Raw genomic sequence first — 20817 nt, 5'->3', positions numbered from 1 at the left:
GCAAACGCGCTCCTTGCGCTACCGGCATAAACACCCGCCGCTTCAGCAGTCGGTCAATCGCAGGAAAATCGCCGCCAAGCGCTCGATCCCCACCTGGTCCTGGGGGGTAAACCGGGCCAAGGACGGGCTGTCGAGGTCAAGGACGCCAATCAATTGACCGTCCTTGACCAAGGGCACCACCAATTCACTGTTCGAAGCGCTGTCGCAGGCAATATGGCCTGGGAATGCGTGCACATCTTCCACGCGCTGGGTTTGCCGCGTTGCCGCAGCCGCACCACACACGCCACGACCGAACGGAATGCGCACACAGGCGATTTGCCCCTGAAATGGCCCAAGCACCAGCTCTTCATTGCGATTAAGGTAAAAACCCGCCCAGTTCAAGTCATCCAGCTGGTTGAACAGGAACGCGGAAAACTGCGCACTGTTGGCAATAAAATCGCGTTCATCAGCCAACAGCGACTCCAGTTGCGCGCACAGCATGGCATAGCCATCAAGGCCGCTGCCGGCCTGTTGTAGATCGATCATGGTTGACGTTCCAGCAATTTGAGACCTACCCAGTAACGGGCGAATTGATAGGCACACCGACCATTGCGGTTGCCGCGCCCAGTGGCCCAGCGTACCGCGAGGACATCAAGCTGTTCATCGCGCTGCCACTGCAAGCCGGCCTTGCTGGCCAGCTCACCGATCCAGTGCTCCACCACATCCAGGAAATGCTCCTGGCTAAACGGGTAAAAAGACAACCACAAACCAAAACGATCCGACAAGGCAATCTTGTCTTCAACCGCCTCGCTCGGGTGCAACTCGCCATCCACGCGTTTCCAGTTGTCATTGTCGCTCTGGTTTTCCGGCACCAGATGGCGACGGTTGGACGTGGCATACAGCAGCACGTTTTCCGGCGCCTGCTCCAGGGAGCCATCCAGCACGCTCTTGAGCACCCGATAGTCACCTTCGCCGGCCTCGAACGACAGGTCATCGCAAAACAAAATAAAGCGTTGTGGTAGCTTGATCAGTTGCTCGACCACCCGCGGCAGGTCCGCCAGGTGGTCACGCTCGATCTCGATCAAGCGCAGGCCCGCGTTGGCGTGCTGGGCGAGCAAGGCACGGACCATGGAAGACTTGCCGGTGCCACGCGAACCCCACAACAGCGCATGGTTGGCGGGCAAACCGTCGAGGAACTGTTGGGTGTTGCGCGCCAGTTGTTCACGTTGCTTGTCGACACCTATCAGGTCCGACAAGCGCATGTCCAGGCTGACCTCCAGCGGCAACAGGAAGCCATTGCGGCCTTCGCGCTGCCAACGGGCGGCGAGGCATTGGTTCCAGTCGATCGCTTGGCGCGGTGCGGGTAACAACGGTTCCAGGCGAGCCAGCACCGCATCGGCACGCTCAAGAAAGGCATTCAATCGAGAATCCACAGCTATTCCTCTGGCAAGTTCTTGCAAAAGATGGCGTATTGGCAACCCTGCGGCACACTGCATGGGCTGCATCAAACAAACGATTCATGCCGGGCAAGCCAAAGCTTGTGGATGTTCAGCTATGCTTGCCGGGCGAAGGGAAACGCTAAGTGGTTCAACACTCGATGGATATCAAGTTCGCCCACCGCTTGTCTTATAAACAAGCCAGATTGACTGTGCTGGTCGGTTTCGTGTTGGGAACCTTGCTCAGCCTGATCCAAATCGGCATTGATTATGCCAGCGAAGACGCATCCATCAACCGTGAAATACGCTCACTGATTGAAATCAGCCATAACCCGGCGTCACGCATCGCCTACAACATCGATGCCGAACTCGCCCAGGAACTGACCCTGGGCCTGCTGCACTCCCCTGCCATCATCCGCGCGCAGTTGATCGACAACAATGGCGTGGTGCTGGCCGACGTCAACCGCCCGCGCAAAGAAAGCAACTATCGGCCCGTCAGCGATTTTCTGTTTGGGGCCAATCGCCAGTTTGAAGACCGGCTGTTTCTCAGCCATATGCCCAACGACTCCCTGGGTGTGCTACGCCTGGACGTCGATACCTATGCCTTTGGCAGCCGTTTCCTGCATCGCGCCGAGATCACCCTGCTCAACGGCTTCGCCCGCAGCCTGCTGCTCACCGGGATTTTGCTGGGCCTGTTCTATGTGATGCTCACCCAACCGCTGGTGCGCATTATTCGCGAACTGAGCACACGCAAACAGGCGCGACTGGATTGCCCCGCGGGGCATGAACACGATGAAATCGGCGTGCTGGTCAATGTCGCTAACCAGCAATTTGAAAACATGGAAACCGAGATCCAGCAACGGCGCCACGCCGAAGACCGCCTCACGGAGTACCTGGGGCAGCTGGAAAATATCGTTTCGGCGCGCACCCTTGAACTCAAGGCCAGCAACCTACGCTTGAGCCAGTCCAACGATGAGCTGGAAGCAGCGAAAATGACGGCGTTGGGCATGGCCCAGGCGCGGGCGGCATTCCTGGCCAATATGAGCCATGAAATCCGCACGCCACTCAATGGGCTGCTGGGCATGATTGCCCTGTCACTGGACAGCCCGCTGACTGCCGAACAGCGCCAGCAACTGTCCATTGCCCATGACTCAGGTAAAGTGCTGGTGGAGTTGCTCAACGATATCCTCGATCTGTCCAAATTCGACGCTGGGCAACTGGAGCTGGAGCATATTCCGTTCGACCTGGGCTCTCTGGTGGAGGACACCGCCAACCTGCTGTCGCAAAACGCGGCGCCGAGTGTTGAGTTGACCTGCCTGATCGACCCGCGATTTCCCGCCCAGGTGATCGGCGACCCAACCCGTGTGCGGCAAATCGTCAGCAACTTGCTCTCCAATGCCTTGAAGTTCACCCGCTTTGGCCGCGTCGACGTGCGCCTGCGCGCCTCGGCAGGCAGGGTCAGCATCGAAGTGTGCGATACCGGCATTGGTATCGCTCAGGAAGCCCAAGTGAAAATTTTCCAACCATTCACCCAGGCCGGCGCTGGCATCACCCGCCAGTTTGGTGGAACGGGATTGGGCCTGGCGTTGACCCATAACCTGTGCGAAGCCATGCAAGGTCGTTTGAGTATCAGCTCGGAGGTGGGCTTTGGCAGCCAGTTCTGCGCCGACCTCCCGCTGCCCGCGCATCTGCCTGCCACACGCTATGCACCGCTCACCGGCGAGGTGATCGCCATCACCAACGCCGGCGGCGGGCTGACGGAGCTGCTCACCACCCTGCTGCCCTCTTGGGGGCTGACGCCGCGCTGCTACTCCCAGGACGATGATCTGAGCGGGCTGGCGCCCGACCTGTTGATCACCGACTGCCCTGAATGCCTGTTCCGCTTGCGCCCGGGCATCAGCGCGCCGATTCTGCTGGTCACCGCCTACGGCAACTTTTTGCCCAGCGCTGAAGTCGCGGCCCTGGCGCCGCTGCAGCAACAAGCCCGCCCGTTGAGCCGCAACGCGCTGTACCAGATCCTGCAACGCAACCTGCGCAGCGACGCGCAACTGGTCCTCGATCCGGTGCAGATAGAAGCCGCACCGCTTGCGCACCGCGCGCGCATCCTGCTGGTGGAGGACAACGCGGTCAACCAACTGGTGGCCAAGGGCATGCTCAGCAAGCTCGGGTGCGAGGTGATCGTCGCGGCCCACGGTGGCGAAGCCCTCAAGCTGCTGGAGGATCAGCGCTTCGATATGGTGTTGATGGACTGCAACATGCCCGTGATGGATGGCTATGAGGCCAGCCGACAGATTCGTCGCAGCGGGCGGTGGCCGGACTTGCCCATCGTGGCCTTGACCGCCAACGCGATGGCCGAAGAACGCGAGCGTTGCCGGGCCGCGGGAATGAACGATTACCTGGCCAAGCCGTTTCGCCGGGAAGAACTCAACGCCTTGCTGGAGCTGTGGGTACCGAAGACCATCAGCCTCTGAGGGCTACCCGCAATGCTTAGGTCATTTGAGCAGGGCTTCGATCTCCTGGGTCAAGTCCTGGGGCTTGGTGGTTGGCGCAAAGCGCTTGACCTGCTGGCCATCACGGCCGATGAGGAACTTGGTGAAGTTCCACTTGATGTTCTTGGAACCCAGTAGTCCCGGGGCCTGTTTTTTCAACTGCACGAACAGCGGGTGGGCATCGCTGCCATTGACGTCGATTTTCTTGAACAGCGGAAAACTGACGCCGAAATTCAGCTCGCAGAACTCGGATATCGCGCCTTCGTTGCCCGGTTCCTGCTTGCCGAACTGGTTGCAGGGAAAGCCGAGCACCACCAGGCCTTGGTCCTTGTATTGCTGCCAAAGCTGCTCAAGGCCCTTGTACTGCGGGGTGAAGCCGCATTTGCTGGCGGTGTTGACCACCAAAATGGCCTTGCCGGCAAAATCGGCCAAGGTCTTTTGTTCACCCTTTATGGTGGTGCAAGGGATGCTCAGCAGGGAGTCGCTCATGGCAATGCCTCAGTCAGGAAAAAAGAGCCTTATTTTAGGAGCGAGCTTGCTCGCGAAAAACCATCAGGCGCCGCGTTCATTCAGGAAGCCCGCGTTATTGTTGACGTTTTTCGCGAGCACGCTCGCTCCTGCAGGGACCATGCAAGCCTAGCGCGGCACCAGCTCCAGGCATACCGAGTTGATGCAGTAGCGCAGGCCCGTCGGCGGCGGACCATCCGGGAACACATGCCCCAGGTGTGCGTCACACTTGGCGCAGGTGACTTCGGTACGAATCATGCCGTGGCTGACATCGCGGATCTCGACCATCGCGCTGTCGGCAATCGGCTCATAGAAGCTGGGCCAGCCACAGCCGGAATCAAACTTGGCCTTGGAATCGAACAGCGGCTCGTTGCAGCAGATGCAGTGGTAGACGCCGTCGGTCTTGGTGGCGTTGTACTTGCCGCTGAACGGTCGCTCGGTACCCTTGAGACGGCACACGTTGTACTGCTCCGGATCGAGCATCGCCTTCCATTCATCTACAGTTTTCTGCAACTTTTCCATCGGTACACCTCGGCAACTGAAAAACCCTGATCTGTGTCTTTTCCATGGATCAGACGGCACGTATGATTGCGCCTCTTCAAAACGCCAGTCTGGCACCCGCGCCATCGGCATTCAAACGTATTTATGGGTGCGGGCCGTGCAGGCTTCACCCTACGGTAGTGCCTACGCCGTCGGGATCGTTCATTTTCAGGATCACATCGCCATGCAGGTCAGCAAATCGAACAAGCTCGCCAACGTCTGCTATGACATTCGCGGCCCGGTGCTCAAGCACGCCAAACGCCTGGAAGAGGAAGGCCATCGCATCCTCAAGCTGAACATTGGCAACCCGGCGCCGTTTGGTTTCGAAGCGCCGGACGAAATCCTCCAGGATGTGATCCGCAACCTGCCGACCGCCCAGGGCTACAGCGACTCCAAAGGCCTGTTCAGCGCGCGCAAGGCGGTGATGCAGTACTACCAGCAGAAGCAGGTCGAAGGTGTCGGCATCGAGGACATCTACCTGGGCAACGGCGTGTCCGAGCTGATCGTGATGTCCATGCAGGCATTGCTCAACAACGGCGATGAAGTCCTGGTGCCAGCCCCGGATTACCCGCTGTGGACCGCCGCCGTGACCTTGGCGGGCGGGCACCCGGTGCATTACCTGTGTGATGAGGGCGCCGACTGGTTCCCGGACCTGGCCGACATCAAGGCCAAGATCACTCCCAACACCAAGGCTCTGGTGATCATCAACCCGAACAACCCCACCGGCGCCGTGTACTCCAGGGAAGTATTGCTGGGCATGCTGGAACTGGCGCGTCAGCACAACCTGGTGGTGTTCTCCGACGAGATCTACGACAAGATCCTCTATGATGACGCCGTGCATATCTGCACCGCCTCCCTGGCCCCGGACCTGCTGTGCCTGACCTTCAATGGCCTGTCCAAGTCCTACCGCGTGGCGGGTTTCCGCTCCGGCTGGATCGCCATCTCCGGGCCCAAGCACAATGCGCAAAGCTATATAGAAGGCATCGACATGCTGGCCAACATGCGCCTGTGCGCCAACGTACCGAGCCAGCACGCGATCCAGACCGCCCTCGGCGGCTACCAGAGCATCAATGACCTGGTCTTGCCTCAAGGCCGCCTGCTGGAGCAGCGTAACCGCACCTGGGAGTTGCTCAACGCTATCCCCGGCGTGAGCTGTGTGAAGCCCATGGGTGCGCTCTATGCGTTCCCGCGGATCGACCCGAAAGTCTGCCCGATCCTCAACGATGAGAAGTTCGTGCTCGACCTGCTGCTGTCGGAAAAACTGCTGGTCGTGCAAGGTACCGCCTTCAACTGGCCGTGGCCGGATCACTTCCGCGTAGTGACCTTGCCACGCGTGGATGATCTGGAAATGGCCATTGGTCGCATCGGCAACTTCCTGAAGTCCTATCGCCAGTAAGGCCATTGACGCTGTACGACTCACTTGGGGTCGTACAGCGATTATCTGGCAACACTTCTGCGTCACTTACTTGCGGTTGTACTTCATTTGGCCCCTGCCGAGGACGTACCCCTTATAATCACGGGGCGGCGAGGTAGTATCGGGTTGATAAGGGCTGACGATACAGGTCGGAAAATCCCTTCAAGGCCCTACGCCCGAGGCGTAGGACACAGTTTGAAATAGTCCCCCGGTTGAATCACCCCATGCCGCACCTTATATACCCCGCAGTGAGCGACATATTAAGCATGAGGAGAATTCTACAACCATGATGCGCATCCTGCTGTTCTTGGCCACTAACCTGGCGGTCGTACTGATTGCCAGCGTCACCCTGAGCCTTTTTGGCTTCAACGGGTTCATGGCGGCCAATGGGGTTGATCTGAACCTCAATCAGCTGCTGATTTTCTGTGCGGTCTTTGGTTTTGCCGGTTCGCTGTTTTCGCTGTTCATCTCCAAGTGGATGGCGAAGATGAGCACCAGCACCCAGATCATCACTCAACCCCGCACTCGCCATGAACAATGGCTGATGCAAACCGTGGAACAGTTGTCTCAAGAAGCCGGCATCAAAATGCCCGAAGTGGGGATCTTTCCGGCTTATGAGGCCAACGCCTTTGCGACCGGCTGGAACAAGAACGACGCGCTGGTGGCCGTGAGCCAGGGCCTGCTGGAGCGGTTTTCGCCCGATGAAGTCAAGGCGGTGCTGGCCCACGAGATCGGTCACGTGGCCAACGGCGACATGGTCACCCTGGCGCTGGTACAGGGCGTGGTGAACACCTTCGTGATGTTCTTCGCGCGGATCATCGGCAACTTCGTCGACAAGGTCATCTTCAAGAACGAAGAAGGCCGCGGCATTGCCTACTTCGTGGCGACCATTTTCGCCGAGTTGGTCCTGGGCTTCCTGGCCAGCGCCATCGTGATGTGGTTCTCGCGCAAACGCGAGTTCCGCGCCGACGAAGCCGGCGCACGCCTGGCGGGCACCAGCGCAATGATCGGCGCGCTGCAACGCTTGCGCTCTGAACAGGGCCTGCCGGTGCATATGCCCGACAGCCTGACCGCCTTCGGCATTAACGGCGGCATCAAGCAGGGCCTGGCTCGCCTGTTCATGAGCCACCCGCCGCTGGAAGAGCGGATTGACGCATTGCGTCGCCGCGGCTGATAGCCGGATGACTCGACAAGGGGCGATCTAATCGCCCCTTTTTTGTGCCTGCTGATTTCCCCGCTCGCGCCTACAAAAGGAAAAGGCCTTTTAGAGCCTGGTCAGCCGATAAGCACGCTCTTCAAGGCGAGTCACTCCGTCCTGCACGAACTTCCAGCTCTCCCCCAGGATGTCTCGCTCCTCCAGCCGCTCCAACGCCCAATGCGGTGCTAGCAGCACCTGCACTTCCTCGTCCGAGACAGCAAAGGGTGGGCCGGCTTTCTGCGCCTGGTCGTAATCGAGGGTAACCAGCAACCCCTGGCAGCCTGACGGCAGCAAGGCATTCAGGTGCTCGGCGTATTGCGCACGCATCAGCGGAGGCAATGCAATCAACGCGGCGCGATCATATACGCCGCGGCAACCGACCAGCGCCTGCGTATCCAGGCTGAAGAAATCGCCACACCACAGTTCGATCTGGCCCGCCTGGTAGACCTTGAAGACGCCCTTATGACTGACGTGCGGCACCAGCCCCTGCTCGCTGAAGAACGCCTCAACCGCCTGCTCCGACAGCTCCACGCCCATTACCGGGTACCCCTGGCTCTCGAGCCATACCAAGTCCAGGCTTTTGCCACACAACGGCACCAGCACCTTTGCCCCCTCGGGCAACCCCAACACGGGCCAGCCGTTGCAAGTAGGGATTGACCTCGCGCTGATGGAAACCGATCTGATTGCTCGCCCAGCGGTCCTGCCAAAATTCAGGCTGCATGAATCACTCCGAAAATTCGATCAAAAGGCGCTAAAACTTATATTAGATTTAGATCAATGATCTGATTGAAGATGGCGTTATCTTAACCCTCAGGACCCGCTCATGCTCCCCAGCCTGTTTATCTCCCACGGTTCGCCCATGCTGGCCTTGCAACCCGGCGCCAGTGGCCCCGCGCTACAGCGCCTGGCTGCCGAGCTACCACGCCCCAAAGCCATTGTGGTGGTGTCGGCGCATTGGGAAAGCCCGGAACTGCTGGTCAGCGGCGGTGCTGCACCGGAAACCTGGCACGACTTTGGCGGCTTTGCGCGCGAGTTGTTTGCGGTGCAATACCCCGCGCCGGGTGACCCACAGCTGGCCAGTGAGATCGTCGAGCTGCTGCACGCCGACGGTCTGGCTGCACGTATTGACGAGCAACGTCCCTTCGACCACGGCACCTGGGTCCCGCTGTCGCTGATGTATCCGGCAGCAGACCTTCCAGTGGTGCAAGTTTCCTTGCCCAGCCGCCTGGGCCCCGCCCTGCAAACCCGGGTCGGGCATGCGCTCGCCAGCCTGCGCGAACAGGGCGTGCTGTTGATCGGCTCCGGCAGCATCACCCATAACCTGGGCGAACTGGATTGGCGCGCCGGGCCGGAAACGATCACCCCGTGGGCGCGGGAGTTTCGCGACTGGGTGGTCGACAAACTGGCGACCAATGACGACGCCGCCTTGCATGACTATCGGCGCCAGGCGCCACATGCCGTGCGCAGCCATCCCAGCGATGAGCATTTGCTGCCGCTGTACTTTGCGCGGGGTGCCGGGGGTGATTTCAGTGTGGCGCATCAGGGCTTCACTCTGGGCGCCCTTGGCATGGATATCTATCGTTTTGGCTGACACCGCCACATCTGTGGGAGCTGGCTTGCCTGCGATAGCGGTGTATCAGTCACACACTGGCTTGCTGACTCACCGTTATCGCAGGCAAGCCAGCTCCCACAGTTGATCGCCTCGGAGACTAAAACATGAGGCAAAAAAATCCCCGAACCAGTCGGGGATTTTTTATGTGCGATCAATCAGCCCAAGGGCAGATCAATCTTCGCGGTAGCGACGCAGCTTGAGCTGCTTACCGGCAACGCGAGTGTCTTTGAGCTTGGCCAGCAGTTTTTCCAGGCCGTCTTCCGGCAGCTCCACCAGGGAGAAGCTGTCACGCACCTGGATGCGACCGATGGCTTCACGTGCCAGGCCACCCTCGTTGAGGATAGCGCCCAGCAGGTTCTTGGCCGCGATACCATCACGCGCACCCAGCGCGGTACGGCAACGAGCACGGCCTTCGGCCAATGGCACTGGAGCGCGACGCTCGCGATCACCACGGTCTGGACGGTCGCCGGAACGCTCTGGACGATCACCGCGTGGCGCGCTGTTCGGAACCAGTGGACGTTCTTTTTCGATGGCTGCCAGGGTCAGGGCCTGACCATTGGTAGCTTTGCGCAGCAGAGCTGCAGCCAGGGCACGCGGGGTGCAACCGATATCGGCAGTCAGGCGGTCCAGCAGGTCGCCGTGGGTCGATTCAGCGTCAGCCACCAGTGGCGCCAGGCTGTTGGTCAGTTTCTTGATGCGCGCATCGAGAACGGCCTGGGCATCCGGCAGGCGGACTTCGGCAACTTTCTGGCCGGTAACACGCTCGATCACTTGCAGCATGCGGCGCTCACGTGGAGTCACCAGCAGCAATGCACGGCCTTCGCGACCGGCACGGCCGGTACGGCCGATACGGTGAACGTAGGACTCTGGATCGTAAGGCATGTCAACGTTGAACACGTGGGTGATACGTGGAACGTCGAGGCCACGGGCGGCAACGTCGGTCGCCACAACGATGTCCAGACGGCCATCCTTGAGGGAGTCGATCACGCGCTCACGCTGGTTCTGGGCAATGTCACCGTTCAACGCAGCGGCTTTGTAGCCTTTGGCTTCCAGGGCGCTGGCCAGGTCCAGGGTCGCTTGCTTGGTGCGCACGAACATGATCAGCGCGTCGAAGTCTTCGACTTCCAGCAGGCTCAATACAGCCGAGGTCTTCTGGTCAGCGTGAACCAACAGGTGAGCCTGTTCGATCGCGGTAACGGTCTGGGTCTTGGTCTGGATCTTCACGTGCTCCGGATCGCGCAGGTGGCGTTCGGCAATGGCACGGATGGACTGCGGCAGGGTAGCCGAGAACAGTACGGTCTGACGGGTCGCTGGCAGCGCCTTGAAGATGACTTCCAGGTCATCCATGAAGCCCAGCTTCAACATTTCGTCAGCTTCGTCCAGAACCAGGTGGTTCACGGTCGACAGGACTTTTTCGTCACGACGCAGGTGGTCGCACAGACGGCCCGGAGTGGCGACAACGATCTGTGCGCCATTACGGATTGCCTTGAGTTGTGGGCCCATAGGCGCGCCGCCGTAAACGGCCACAACAGTTACACCCGGCATTTGCTTGGCGTAGGTTTCAAAGGCGGTTGCTACTTGCAGCGCCAACTCACGGGTTGGCGCCAGGATCAGGGCTTGCGGCTCGCGCTTGGCAGGATCGATGCAGTGCAGAATAGGCAGGGCGAACGCGGCAGTTTTGCCGGTACCGGTTTGCGCCTGGCCAATCATGTCCTTACCGGCCATGATGATCGGGATCGATTGCTGCTGAATCGCCGAAGGTTCTTCGTAGCCGGTCGCTGCGACGGCTGCAAGAATATTCGGGTTAAGATTAAAAGCGGCGAAGCCGCCGGTTTCCTGGGTCATGGGTCTGCCTCTAAGTGCATCCGCAAAGACCCATGCTCCAAAGCTGCGCATGCCGTGTTGAGACTCAAGAGTCGCCCTGGCTGCTTTGTCGGCGGGGATTTGCGAAAACGAATGAATGAAAAAGATTCGTCAAGGAAGAGTCCGCTGTGCGGACGTGCAGCCGAAGCTGACTTCGGGGAATTGCGCTACCTAAACGCGGCCCGGTTAAAGGCCGGCGCGCACTATACCGGAAATAGCTGAAAAAGGGAGCTTTTTTTATCGCCAGGCACCGATAAACCGCACTGCGTCACGCGCTTTGCAGATCCGTGCGCCAGGGTCTATTTTTCAAAGGCCCGGCCCTGTTGGTCATCGAGCTTAAACGGTTCACCCACCCGCTGAGACCCTTTGGTCTGAAACCTTACCCGCGCCCCGAGGGCACACCCCATGAATCAAGCCAGCAGTAGCCGTGTCAGCCGCGCACTTGAGGGTCATGTTCTATTGCTGGGCCTGGACCGTGTGGCCAAGCGCAACGCCTTCGACCTGGATTTGCTCAATGCGCTGAGCCTGGCCTATGGCGAATTTGATCGAAACGATGACGCACGGGTGGCCGTGGTGTTTGCCCATGGCGACCACTTCACGGCCGGGCTGGACCTGGCCAATGTCAGCAGCGTGATGGCGGGTGGCTGGCAACCGCCGCTGGGAGGGTGCGACCCGTGGGGGGTATTTGCAGGCCCGCGCGTGAGCAAGCCGGTGATCGTCGCCGCCCAGGGTTATTGCCTGACGATCGGTATCGAATTGATGCTGGCGGCGGATATCAACCTCTGCGCCAGCAATACCCGCTTTGCCCAGATGGAGGTGCAACGCGGGATCTTCCCGTTTGGCGGCGCGACATTGCGCTTTCATCAGATTGCCGGCTGGGGCAATGCAATGCGCTGGCTGCTCACCGGCGACGAGTTCGACGCCCATGAAGCCCTGCGCCTGGGGTTGGTGCAGGAAGTGATGGCCAGTGAAGACCTGTTGCCCCGCGCCATCGAGTTGGCCAACCGCATTGCGCGCCAGGCACCGCTGGGTGTACAGGCCACGTTGATGTCGGCACGGCTGGCGCGTATGGAGGGTGAGGCTGTGGCAGCCGCCGCGCTGCCGCCCATGGTGGATAAACTGCTCAACAGTGAAGATGCCAAGGAGGGTGTTCGGGCGATGGTCGAGAAGCGGCCGGGGGTGTTCAAGGGGATTTGAACGAACTGAATTAGCGGTCGGCAGTGAGGGCCTCTTCGCGGGCAAGCCCGCTCCCACAGTTGAATTGCATGCTCTGTTGAAATGCAATCCCCTGTGGAAGCGGGCCTGCCCGCGAAAGCGTCCGAACTGGCAACTAAGTTGCCGGCCGAATCGCCTTGATCAACGGCTGCAACGAGTACCCCAAGCGCGGCGCCAAAGCTTCGGCGCGGGCTGACAGCGCCTCCAGGTCCAGCACCTGATCCAGCTCCGAAGGCACCAACAGAATCACATTGCCCTCCTTCACCGGCAGCTCCCAGTAATGCCGGTGGTACAACCCACGCAACAACGCCGCCCCCAACGGCTTGCCATCATCGGTGGCCCATTGGTTGATCACCAGCCAGCCGCCGGGGTTGAGTTTCTTCTGACAGTTTTCCAGGAAGGTCCAGGCCAGATGCCCCACGCCCGGGCCGACATCGGTGTAGAGGTCGACGAAAATCAGATCGGCCGATTCGGCACTGTCGAGCAATTGCAACGCGTCGCCAATGCGGATGTACAAGCGCGGGTCGTCATCCAGCCCCAGATATTCGATGGCCAGCCGCGGCACATCAGGGCGCAGCTCAATGGCTTCGACATCTTCCAGCGCCAGGAACTTGAGGCACGCCTGGGTCAACGTGCCCGCGCCCAGGCCGAGAAACAATGCACTCTCCGGCTGTTCATGGCACAACGCGCCGATCAGCATGGCGCGGGTGTAGTCGTACTCCAGCCAGCTCGGGTCAGCAGTGAACACACAGCTTTGCTCGATGGCGTCGCCAAATTCGAGAAAGCGGTAATCAGCCACTTCAAGCACACGGATCATGCCGAATTCATCATGGACTTCGGCCAGCAGGTGCTCGACACGCTCCTCGCTCATCACTACTCCTAAAAGGGTCTGCTGCACGGCAAAGGCGCGATTGTCGGCCAAGCGGCAGCAACAGGTCACGCACTAATTGCTGCTAACATTGACGCCCGAACATCCACCCGCAAACGAGTTCATGATGAGCCAACCCTGGAGCCCCGATAGCTGGCGAGCCCTGCCGATCCAGCAGCAACCCCAATACCCGGACGCTGCACACTTGCTGCAAGTGGAGCAGAGCCTGGCGAGCTACCCGCCCCTGGTGTTTGCCGGGGAAGCCCGCGAATTGCGCCGTCAGTTTGCCGAAGTGACCCAAGGTCGTGCGTTCCTGCTGCAAGGCGGTGATTGCGCCGAGAGCTTTGCCGAGTTTTCCGCCGCGAAGATTCGCGACACCTTCAAGGTGCTGCTGCAGATGGCCATTGTCATGACCTTCGCTGCCGGTTGCCCGGTGGTGAAAGTCGGGCGCATGGCCGGCCAGTTCGCCAAGCCACGCTCGGCCAACGATGAAACCATCGACGGCATCACCCTCCCCGCCTACCGGGGCGATATCGTCAACGGCATCGGCTTCGACGAAAAAAGCCGCGTGCCAGATCCGGACCGCCTGTTGCAGTCCTACCACCAGTCCACCGCCACCCTCAACCTGCTGCGCGCCTTTGCCCAGGGCGGTTTCGCTGACCTGCACCAGGTGCACAAGTGGAACCTGGATTTCATCGCCAACTCCGCGCTCGCCGAGAAGTACAGCCAACTGGCCGACCGCATCGACGAAACCCTGGCCTTCATGCGCGCTTGTGGCATGGACAGCTCGCCGCAATTGCGCGAAACCAGCTTCTTCACCGCCCACGAAGCATTGCTGCTCAACTATGAACAGGCCTTCGTGCGCCGCGATAGCCTGACCAACGACTACTACGACTGCTCGGCGCATATGTTGTGGATCGGCGACCGCACCCGTCAGTTGGACGGCGCCCATGTCGAGTTCCTGCGCGGAGTGAACAACCCGATCGGCGTGAAAGTCGGACCTAGCATGAACCCGGACGACCTGACCCGCCTGATCGACATCCTCAACCCGGATAACGACCCTGGCCGCCTCAACCTCATCGCCCGTATGGGGGCAGGCAAGGTCGGCGACCATTTGCCCAACCTGATCCGCGCCGTGCAGCGCGAGGGCAAGCAAGTGCTGTGGAGCTGCGACCCGATGCACGGCAATACCATCAAGGCCAGCAGCGGCTACAAGACCCGCGACTTTGCGCAGATCCTTGGCGAAGTGAAGGATTTCTTCCAAGTGCACCAGGCAGAAGGCACCTATGCTGGCGGGATCCATATCGAGATGACCGGGCAGAACGTCACCGAATGCATCGGCGGCGCACGGCCGATCACCGAAGATGGCCTGTCGGACCGTTATCACACCCATTGCGACCCACGGATGAATGCCGATCAATCGCTGGAGTTGGCGTTTCTGATTGCAGAGACCTTGAAACAGGTAAAGCGCTGACGTTTTAGCGACGGGGATGACGCCATCGCGGGCAAGCCCGGCTCCCACATTTGAACGCGTTTCTCTGTGGGAGCCGGGCTTGCCCGCGATAGAGGTTTAAAGGTTGGTATCCCGGTTCGGCATCGCTGCCCTTAACCGAGCAGCACTGGGCCGCTGGCAATTGAGCTGGATCTGTTCCAGCCCTAGCCAGTCGGCCATCTTTCGCAGGTTCAAGGCCAGCGCCAACATACCTTCCTCATCCAGCCCAGGTTCTTCCTCGTGCACTGCATGCACGGCCAGGCGCCCATGGGCACGCTCGGCCCGCAGGTCGACGCGTGCGGCAATGCGTTCGTTGTGGAGAAACGGCAGGACGTAATAGCCGTACACGCGTCTTTCTTGCGGCGTGTAGATCTCCAGGCGATAGCGAAAGTCGAACAAGCGCTCGGTGCGGCTGCGCTCCCATATCAGCGAATCGAACGGCGACAACAATGCACTGGCCGGCACGTTGCGCGGCAGTTTGGGCGCCGCCAGGCAATACGCTGGTTGTTTCCAGCCCCGCACCTGGCACGCCAGCAGTTGCCCATCCTCAACCAGCTCGGCCAAGCGGTTGCGGCTGTCGGCGGGGTCGAGGCGGAAATAATCGCGCAGGTCTTTTTCGGTGGCGACACCCAATGCAGTCGCACTGTGCAACAGCAAGCCACGCTGCGCTTCACCTTCACTCATGGAGACCCTGAGCACCTCTGCGGGAATAACACGCTCGGGCAGATCATAAAGCCGCTCAAACCCTCGACGACCGGCAACCGTGACCAGGCCAGCGGCGAACAGCCATTCCAGCGCGTGCTTTTCATCACTCCAATCCCACCAGGGTCCGGCACGCTCCTCGCGGGTCGACAAGCTACCCGCCCCCAAGGCGCCCTGCTGTTCGACGGTGCGCAACACGCGTTGGATCGTCGCCTGCTGTTCACGGCCAAAACGTGCCATTTGCGCATAAATCCCCCGCCCTTGCCGGGCGCGCTCCATGCGCCAACCCATCATCGGATACAGCGCCATGGGCAGCAGCGATGCCTCATGCCCCCAGTATTCGAACAGTGAGCGTCGCCGCCCCTGGCTCCAGGCGGCCTGCTCAAGGATCGACGGGGAATAAGAACCAAGGCGGGAAAACACCGGCAGATAGTGAGAACGCACCAGCGCATTGACCGAGTCGATCTGTAAAACGCCCAGGCGTTCGATCAAGCGGTTGAGGTGCGCAGCCTTTATCTGTGCAGGCGCCTGGCGCCCGGAAAATCCCTGGGCAGCCAGCGCCATGCGTCGAGCTTGCTTGAGTGAAAAACACAGGTCGGCGGGCATGGCAATCTCCATAGAAGCTCGCCCCCTACCCTACTGCATCCGCGCTTATTTTCGCAGCGGGTCTTCCCAGAAATGCCGATGGCTTTCCTGCGCGACGTCGGCGCGATTGAGCCCGATGTCCTTGAGGGCGTCATCGCTCAGGGTCGCCAGCATCTGACGCTCCTGATGCAACAGCTGCCAACGCGCGAATGTGTGAAACAGCCCGGCAAACGGCCATTTATCCGTCGATATGAAACCTTTTTGACCTTTCATCTTCTCGCCCTCCAGTGGGGATGACGACAGTGTGTGCCCGGCATTATGATCAATCCAACGAATGTTTCTTATGCATTACATCTCGGAGATTGATCAATTGTCCGCCTATCCCAGCATCGACACTGATGTGCTGCGCACCTTCGTCGCCATTGCCGACCAGGGCGGTTTCACCCGCGCCGGCGAGCAGGTCAACCGCACTCAATCGGCGGTGAGCATGCAGATGAAGCGCCTGGAAGAAGACGTGTTGCAGCGCAAACTGTTCGAGCGCGATGGCCGCCAGGTACGGCTCACGCCCGAAGGCCAGGTGCTGTTGGGTTATGCGCGGCGCATCCTGAAATTGCACAGCGAAGTGTTCAATACCCTGCGCGAGCCGCATATGGTGGGGTTGGTGCGTATCGGCACGCCGGATGACTACGTGATGCGCTTTCTGCCAGGCATCCTCAAGCAATTTTCCAAAGCCTACCCACTGATCCAGATCGAAATGCACTGCGAAGCATCGACCGTATTGATGCAACGGCGGGACCTGGCGTTGACCGTAATCAGCCGCGAGCCCGGCAACGATCTGGGTGAGTTATTGCGTACCGAACGCATGGTGTGGGCAGCATCACCGTGCTTTTGTGTGGAGGAGCACGATGCCCTGCCCCTGGCGGTGTCCGGCGACGAGTGCCTATACACCCATTGGGCACGGGCCGCACTGGAGGCGGCCGGGCGAGATTATCGCCTGGCCTATCACAGCTCTAACGGAGCAGCGATCCTGGCAGTGGTCAGTGCAGGCCTGGCGGCGATGGTCAGCATGGAAAGCCTGGTCACCGACGACCTGCGAGTGCTCGGCAGCGACGAAGGCTTCCCGCCTTTACCGTCGATGAACCTGCGCTTGCTGCGTAACCCGCAGATGACCTCGCCGATCACCGAATGCCTGGCGGACTACATCGTCGAAGGCTTCAAACTTTAAAGGTCAGCATCAGCGCGCACACCACCAAGAAGCCACAGAAGAGGCCGCGCAACAGACGTTCTGGCAAGGCATGCGCCACTTTCACGCCCCAACTGATACTCAGCAGGCCCCCCACCGCCAGTGGCAGGCCGATCATCCAGTCCACCTCGTGGTGCCAGGCATAGGTGACCAGGGTCACACCGGTGCTGGGCAACGCCAAGGCCAACGACAAGCCTTGGGCGACCACTTGAGTAGTGCCGAAGACACTGGTGAGTACCGGCGTGGCGACCACCGCGCCGCCGACCCCGAACAGCCCGCCCATGGAACCGGATGCCGCGCCCAAGACGCCAAGCCAGGGCCAGGAATAACGCATTTGTGCGGTGGGCGGCGCATTGCGAGTGAACATGCGCAGCAGGTTGTAGGCAGACAACGCCACCAAGAACGCAATAAAACCGATGCGCATGGCGCCCGCATCCAGGCCCACCGCCCAGATCGATCCCAGCCAGGCAAAGCAAAAGCCGGTCACACCCAGGGGTAAAGCGTGACGCAACTCGATGCGGTTACGCTGATGATAGCGCCACAGCGCGAGCATCACATTCGGCACGACCATCACCAAGGCGGTACCTTGGGCAATCTGCTGATCCAGGCCGAACAACACGCCCAGCACCGGGATGGCAATCAGCCCACCACCAATGCCAAACAGCCCACCTACAGTGCCCAACGCCGCACCCAATGCCAGGTACATCACTAAATCCCACACCGCTCGGTACTCCGCAATTTCATGCTTGGCATGCTACGCAGTCGACCCTGGCGCGGAAACGCACAGCAACGCACAATGGCTGTGCCAATCTCGCATAAGCGTTGAGCTATGAACCCCAACACCCTGACCGACCAACTGAGCCTGTTTCTCGACGTAATGGAAGCCGGCAGTTTTTCCGCCGCCGCGCGCCTCCATCCGCTGACACCTTCAGCCGTGGCCCGGCGCATCGACAGCCTGGAAAGCTCCGTGGGTAGCCGCCTGTTCCAACGCAGCACCCATGCGGTGGTGCCCACCTCCGCAGGCCTGGCCTTTGCCGAGCGGGCGCGACGGATTGTCAACGAGTTGCAGCTGGCACGGGCAGAGGCGGTCTCGCTGAGCCATGCGCCGGAGGGGTTGATCCGGGTCGATGCGCCCGCAGCATTCGGCCGCCGGCACCTGGCGCCGGTCATTGCGGATTTTTTGAGCCTGTATCCAGGCCTGGACGTGCACCTGCACTTGATCGACAGCTTTGTCGATATGCACGGCGCGCATCTGGGCAAGGTCGACCTGGTTCTGCGCGCAGGGCATATTGTCGACACCCGACTGGTCGCTACGCCGCTGGCGAGTATCGTGCGTATCGCCTGTGCCAGCCCCGCGTACCTGAAAAGCCGTGGCACGCCGGCCCATCCTCGAGAGCTGAGCGAACATGACGGCCTGGACTGGGACGGGCTGGCGCCAATGTTCGCCTGGCGCTTCGAACTGGACGGGCGCCGCACCACCTATCGCCCGCGACGCATCCGCATGAGTGCCAACAACGCCGAAGCCCTGCTCTCGGGCGCACTGGCCGGGCTGGGCATCGCTCACTTGCCGACCTGGTTGGCCAGTGAATACCTGGTGCGCGGCGAATTGTTGCCGCTGTTTTGTGAAGACGGTTTGCCCAGTCCGGAAACCGCAGGCATTTATGCGCTGCGCCTGGAGCAACAGCCCAATGCACGCAGCCGATTGTTGCTTGAATACCTCAAATCCCGTTTCAGCCCGGTGCCGCCCTGGGATCTGGCATTGCAAAGTGGCTTGGTCTGACGCCTACGGCAAGAATTACCTGGCGCATTAAAGATTTGCCCGCTAGATTCCAGCCCAGACATGCTTTTTCGAGACGCCACCATGAGCAAAAACCCTGATCCTTGCGAATCGCTGTTGCTGGACAACCAGCTGTGCTTCGCCCTGCACTCCACCTCACTGCTAATGACCAAGGTCTATAAGCCCCTGCTCCAGGCCATCGGCCTGACCTACCCGCAGTACCTGGCCATGATGGTGCTGTGGGAAGAGGATGAGTTGACCGTCAGTGAAATCAGCAGCCGCCTGCTGACGGACCCAGGCTCCATGACGCCACTGCTCAAGCGCCTGGAAGCCGAGGGCCTGCTCAGCCGCACGCGCAGCCGCGAAGACGAGCGGGTGGTGGTGGTGAAACTGACCGACGCCGGGCGCGCCTTGCAGGAGAAGGCCAAGGATGTTCCGCAATGCATCCTGGGCGCCAGCGGGATGGCGCTGGAGCAATTGCGCAATCTGCAAGGCGACCTGATCGCGTTGCGCGCCAATCTGCAAACCAGCATCTGACACGCTAGGCCCCAGCACTAAACATACTCAAAAGTGGGAGCTGGCTTGCCTGCGATTGCGATTCATCAGTCAACCATGCAGTGACTGATACACCGTCATCGCAGGCAAGCCAGCTCCCACTTTTTGTTCTGCGACACCCTTAAATTCTTCAACGCTGAAAAATTAACTTGCGCACTAAACATTAGCGCTATACATTCACCTCACCAACTACTTAGCGCACAAATGTTTAGCGCTAACCACACAGAGGAACGCCCCATGCAAACGCTCTATACCGCAGTAGCCACCGCCACTGGCGGCCGTGATGGTCGCGCCGTTTCCAGCGACAATATCCTCGACGTCAAACTGTCGACTCCAAAGGAGTTGGGCGGCGCCGGTGGCCAGGCCACTAACCCAGAGCAATTGTTTGCTGCCGGCTACTCCGCTTGCTTTATCGGCGCACTGAAGTTCGTGGCCAGCCAGACCAAACGCAAAATCCCGGATGACGCCTCGATCACCGCCCACGTGGGCATCGGCCAGATCCCGGGCGGCTTCGGCCTGGATATCGACCTGCATATCAGCCTGCCGGGCCTGGCCCAAGATGAGGCGCAAAGCCTGGTCGACGCTGCGCACCAAGTGTGCCCGTACTCCAATGCCACCCGTGGCAACGTTGAGGTGCGCTTGCATGTAACGGTCTGAAAAACAGACGCCCATGAAAAAGCCCGACTCAAGGTCGGGCTTTTTTCGTATAGCCGGGGCCAGAATTACTTCTTGGCGCGGCCTTTGTACGAACCACCTTCACGGGTGTCGATCTCGATCAGGTCGTCGATTTCGATGAAATCGGCCACTTGCAGTTCGGTACCGTTGCTCAGTTTGGCAGGCTTCATCACCTTGCCGGAAGTGTCGCCGCGAGCGGAGCCTTCGGTGTAAGCAACCTTACGCACGATGGTCGTCGGCAGCTCTACGGAAACCAGGCGCTCTTCGAAGAAGATAGCTTCGCAGACGTCTTCCATGCCTTCTTCAATGAACGGCAGAACGGCTTCGATATCTTCAGCGTTCAGCTCGTACATGGTGTAGTCAGTGGTGTCCATGAACGTGTAGGTGTCGCCGCTGATGAAGGACAGGGTCGCTTCTTTGCGGTCGAGGATCACGTCGTCCAGTTTGTCATCGGCGCTGTAGACGATTTCGGTCTTGTAACCGGTCAGCAGGTTCTTCAGCTTGGTCTTCATGATTGCGCTGTTACGACCAGACTTGGTGAACTCAGCTTTCTGAACCAGCCAAGGGTCGTTTTCGAGACGGATCACTGTACCGGGTTTCAGTTCTTTACCAGTTTTCATTGCGTATATCCGAAATTTGGATGGGATTGACAAAAATCAAGGTGGCG

The 20817-nt window shown here is 60.1% G+C and carries 21 protein-coding genes and 2 pseudogenes; 12 read left to right on the top strand and 11 right to left on the bottom strand.

Translation table 11 applies throughout. From position 1 onward, the window contains the following. Positions 1-42: 42 nt before the first annotated feature. Positions 43-525, bottom strand: coding sequence for a GAF domain-containing protein (locus GH769_RS05095; protein WP_014717684.1), 483 nt, complete (start codon positions 523-525; stop codon positions 43-45). After that, positions 522-1412 carry an ATP-binding protein gene (locus GH769_RS05090; RefSeq protein WP_019820351.1) on the bottom strand — a complete coding sequence of 297 codons (891 nt, stop codon included), beginning with the start codon at positions 1410-1412 and terminating at the stop codon, positions 522-524. Before GH769_RS05090 ends, GH769_RS05095 begins: the two co-directional genes overlap by 4 nt. Before the next feature lie 164 nt (positions 1413-1576). Between GH769_RS05090 and GH769_RS05085 the strand changes: the two are divergent. The 3 genes and pseudogenes from GH769_RS05085 to GH769_RS29315 all read left to right on the top strand — a co-directional run. Then, a pseudogene (locus tag GH769_RS05085) lies at positions 1577-3085 on the top strand (ATP-binding protein); the annotation flags it as partial. Beyond that, positions 3016-3240 carry a DUF2486 family protein gene (locus tag GH769_RS29320; RefSeq protein ID WP_371921769.1) on the top strand — a complete coding sequence of 75 codons (225 nt, stop codon included), beginning with the start codon at positions 3016-3018 and terminating at the stop codon, positions 3238-3240. The pseudogene GH769_RS05085 and the gene GH769_RS29320, both read left to right, overlap by 70 nt. Next, positions 3140-3886, top strand: a complete 747-nt coding sequence (locus tag GH769_RS29315) for a response regulator (RefSeq protein ID WP_370712655.1) — start codon at positions 3140-3142, stop codon at positions 3884-3886. The genes GH769_RS29320 and GH769_RS29315 overlap by 101 nt, the downstream gene beginning before the upstream one ends. Before the next feature lie 21 nt (positions 3887-3907). Here GH769_RS29315 and GH769_RS05080 read toward each other — a convergent pair whose 3' ends face one another. After that, entirely contained in the window at positions 3908-4393 is a 486-nt protein-coding gene (locus tag GH769_RS05080; protein ID WP_014717681.1) for a glutathione peroxidase, read from the bottom strand. A gap of 147 nt (positions 4394-4540) precedes the next feature. Beyond that, positions 4541-4933 (bottom strand): peptide-methionine (R)-S-oxide reductase MsrB, encoded by a 393-nt coding sequence (gene msrB / locus GH769_RS05075; RefSeq protein ID WP_014717680.1) that lies wholly within the window; start codon positions 4931-4933, stop codon positions 4541-4543. A 202-nt stretch (positions 4934-5135) separates the two neighbouring features. Here msrB and GH769_RS05070 point away from each other — a divergent pair, with 202 nt between their 5' ends. Together GH769_RS05070 and htpX are read left to right on the top strand one after the other, a co-directional pair. Further along, positions 5136-6347, top strand: coding sequence for a pyridoxal phosphate-dependent aminotransferase (locus GH769_RS05070; RefSeq protein ID WP_003209058.1), 1212 nt, complete (start codon positions 5136-5138; stop codon positions 6345-6347). A 304-nt stretch (positions 6348-6651) separates the two neighbouring features. Beyond that, the gene (gene htpX, locus GH769_RS05065) at positions 6652-7539 is read left to right on the top strand and encodes a protease HtpX (protein ID WP_003189904.1); all 888 of its coding nucleotides are present in this window, start codon (positions 6652-6654) and stop codon (positions 7537-7539) included. A 90-nt stretch (positions 7540-7629) separates the two neighbouring features. On the opposite strand, the pseudogene GH769_RS05060 reads toward htpX, so the two are convergent. Then, a pseudogene (locus GH769_RS05060) lies at positions 7630-8284 on the bottom strand (thiopurine S-methyltransferase). Positions 8285-8386: 102 nt separating this feature from the next. Here GH769_RS05060 and GH769_RS05055 point away from each other — a divergent pair. After that, the gene (locus GH769_RS05055) at positions 8387-9154 is read left to right on the top strand and encodes a class III extradiol ring-cleavage dioxygenase (protein WP_032902968.1); all 768 of its coding nucleotides are present in this window, start codon (positions 8387-8389) and stop codon (positions 9152-9154) included. A 192-nt stretch (positions 9155-9346) separates the two neighbouring features. On the opposite strand, the gene GH769_RS05050 is transcribed toward GH769_RS05055, so the two are convergent. After that, complete coding sequence (locus tag GH769_RS05050; RefSeq protein ID WP_014717677.1) at positions 9347-11020, bottom strand: DEAD/DEAH box helicase; 1674 nt, start codon at positions 11018-11020, stop codon at positions 9347-9349. Positions 11021-11443: 423 nt separating this feature from the next. Between GH769_RS05050 and GH769_RS05045 the strand changes: the two genes are divergently transcribed. Continuing rightward, positions 11444-12235: a crotonase/enoyl-CoA hydratase family protein gene (locus GH769_RS05045; RefSeq protein WP_014717676.1), complete on the top strand. Its 792-nt coding sequence runs from the start codon at positions 11444-11446 to the stop codon at positions 12233-12235. 133 nt (positions 12236-12368) lie between these two features. Here GH769_RS05045 and GH769_RS05040 read toward each other — a convergent pair whose 3' ends face one another. Continuing rightward, positions 12369-13124, bottom strand: coding sequence for a spermidine synthase (locus GH769_RS05040; protein WP_014717675.1), 756 nt, complete (start codon positions 13122-13124; stop codon positions 12369-12371). A 124-nt stretch (positions 13125-13248) separates the two neighbouring features. On the opposite strand from GH769_RS05040, the gene GH769_RS05035 reads away from it, so the two are divergent. Next, a complete protein-coding gene (locus tag GH769_RS05035; protein WP_019820346.1) occupies positions 13249-14595 on the top strand; it encodes a class II 3-deoxy-7-phosphoheptulonate synthase in 1347 nt (448 codons plus the stop codon). A gap of 96 nt (positions 14596-14691) precedes the next feature. Here GH769_RS05035 and GH769_RS05030 read toward each other — a convergent pair whose 3' ends face one another. Together GH769_RS05030 and GH769_RS05025 are read right to left on the bottom strand one after the other, a co-directional pair. Beyond that, the gene (locus tag GH769_RS05030) at positions 14692-15921 is read right to left on the bottom strand and encodes a winged helix-turn-helix domain-containing protein (protein WP_019820345.1); all 1230 of its coding nucleotides are present in this window, start codon (positions 15919-15921) and stop codon (positions 14692-14694) included. Positions 15922-15966: 45 nt separating this feature from the next. Then, positions 15967-16173, bottom strand: coding sequence for a DUF1127 domain-containing protein (locus GH769_RS05025; protein WP_014717673.1), 207 nt, complete (start codon positions 16171-16173; stop codon positions 15967-15969). Positions 16174-16243: 70 nt separating this feature from the next. Here GH769_RS05025 and GH769_RS05020 point away from each other — a divergent pair, with 70 nt between their 5' ends. Continuing rightward, complete coding sequence (locus GH769_RS05020; RefSeq protein ID WP_014717672.1) at positions 16244-17125, top strand: LysR family transcriptional regulator; 882 nt, start codon at positions 16244-16246, stop codon at positions 17123-17125. On the opposite strand, the gene GH769_RS05015 is transcribed toward GH769_RS05020, so the two are convergent. Then, on the bottom strand, positions 17115-17864 hold the full coding sequence (locus tag GH769_RS05015) for a sulfite exporter TauE/SafE family protein (RefSeq protein ID WP_032902966.1): 750 nt from the start codon (positions 17862-17864) through the stop codon (positions 17115-17117). The genes GH769_RS05020 and GH769_RS05015 overlap by 11 nt on opposite strands. A gap of 108 nt (positions 17865-17972) precedes the next feature. Here GH769_RS05015 and GH769_RS05010 point away from each other — a divergent pair, with 108 nt between their 5' ends. From GH769_RS05010 to GH769_RS05000, 3 genes are all read left to right on the top strand, one after another. Continuing rightward, the gene (locus tag GH769_RS05010) at positions 17973-18923 is read left to right on the top strand and encodes a LysR family transcriptional regulator (RefSeq protein WP_032902964.1); all 951 of its coding nucleotides are present in this window, start codon (positions 17973-17975) and stop codon (positions 18921-18923) included. 81 nt (positions 18924-19004) lie between these two features. After that, complete coding sequence (locus GH769_RS05005; RefSeq protein ID WP_032902963.1) at positions 19005-19457, top strand: MarR family winged helix-turn-helix transcriptional regulator; 453 nt, start codon at positions 19005-19007, stop codon at positions 19455-19457. A 255-nt stretch (positions 19458-19712) separates the two neighbouring features. Continuing rightward, positions 19713-20132, top strand: coding sequence for an organic hydroperoxide resistance protein (locus tag GH769_RS05000; protein ID WP_014717668.1), 420 nt, complete (start codon positions 19713-19715; stop codon positions 20130-20132). A 65-nt stretch (positions 20133-20197) separates the two neighbouring features. On the opposite strand, the gene GH769_RS04995 is transcribed toward GH769_RS05000, so the two are convergent. After that, positions 20198-20770 carry an elongation factor P gene (locus GH769_RS04995; RefSeq protein WP_003172723.1) on the bottom strand — a complete coding sequence of 191 codons (573 nt, stop codon included), beginning with the start codon at positions 20768-20770 and terminating at the stop codon, positions 20198-20200. Positions 20771-20817: the final 47 nt, after the last annotated feature.

The organism is Pseudomonas sp. CFSAN084952, from assembly GCF_009648855.1.
In the GTDB taxonomy this organism is placed as follows: domain Bacteria; phylum Pseudomonadota; class Gammaproteobacteria; order Pseudomonadales; family Pseudomonadaceae; genus Aquipseudomonas; species Aquipseudomonas paracarnis.
This window is presented reverse-complemented; position numbering and strand designations above follow the sequence as displayed.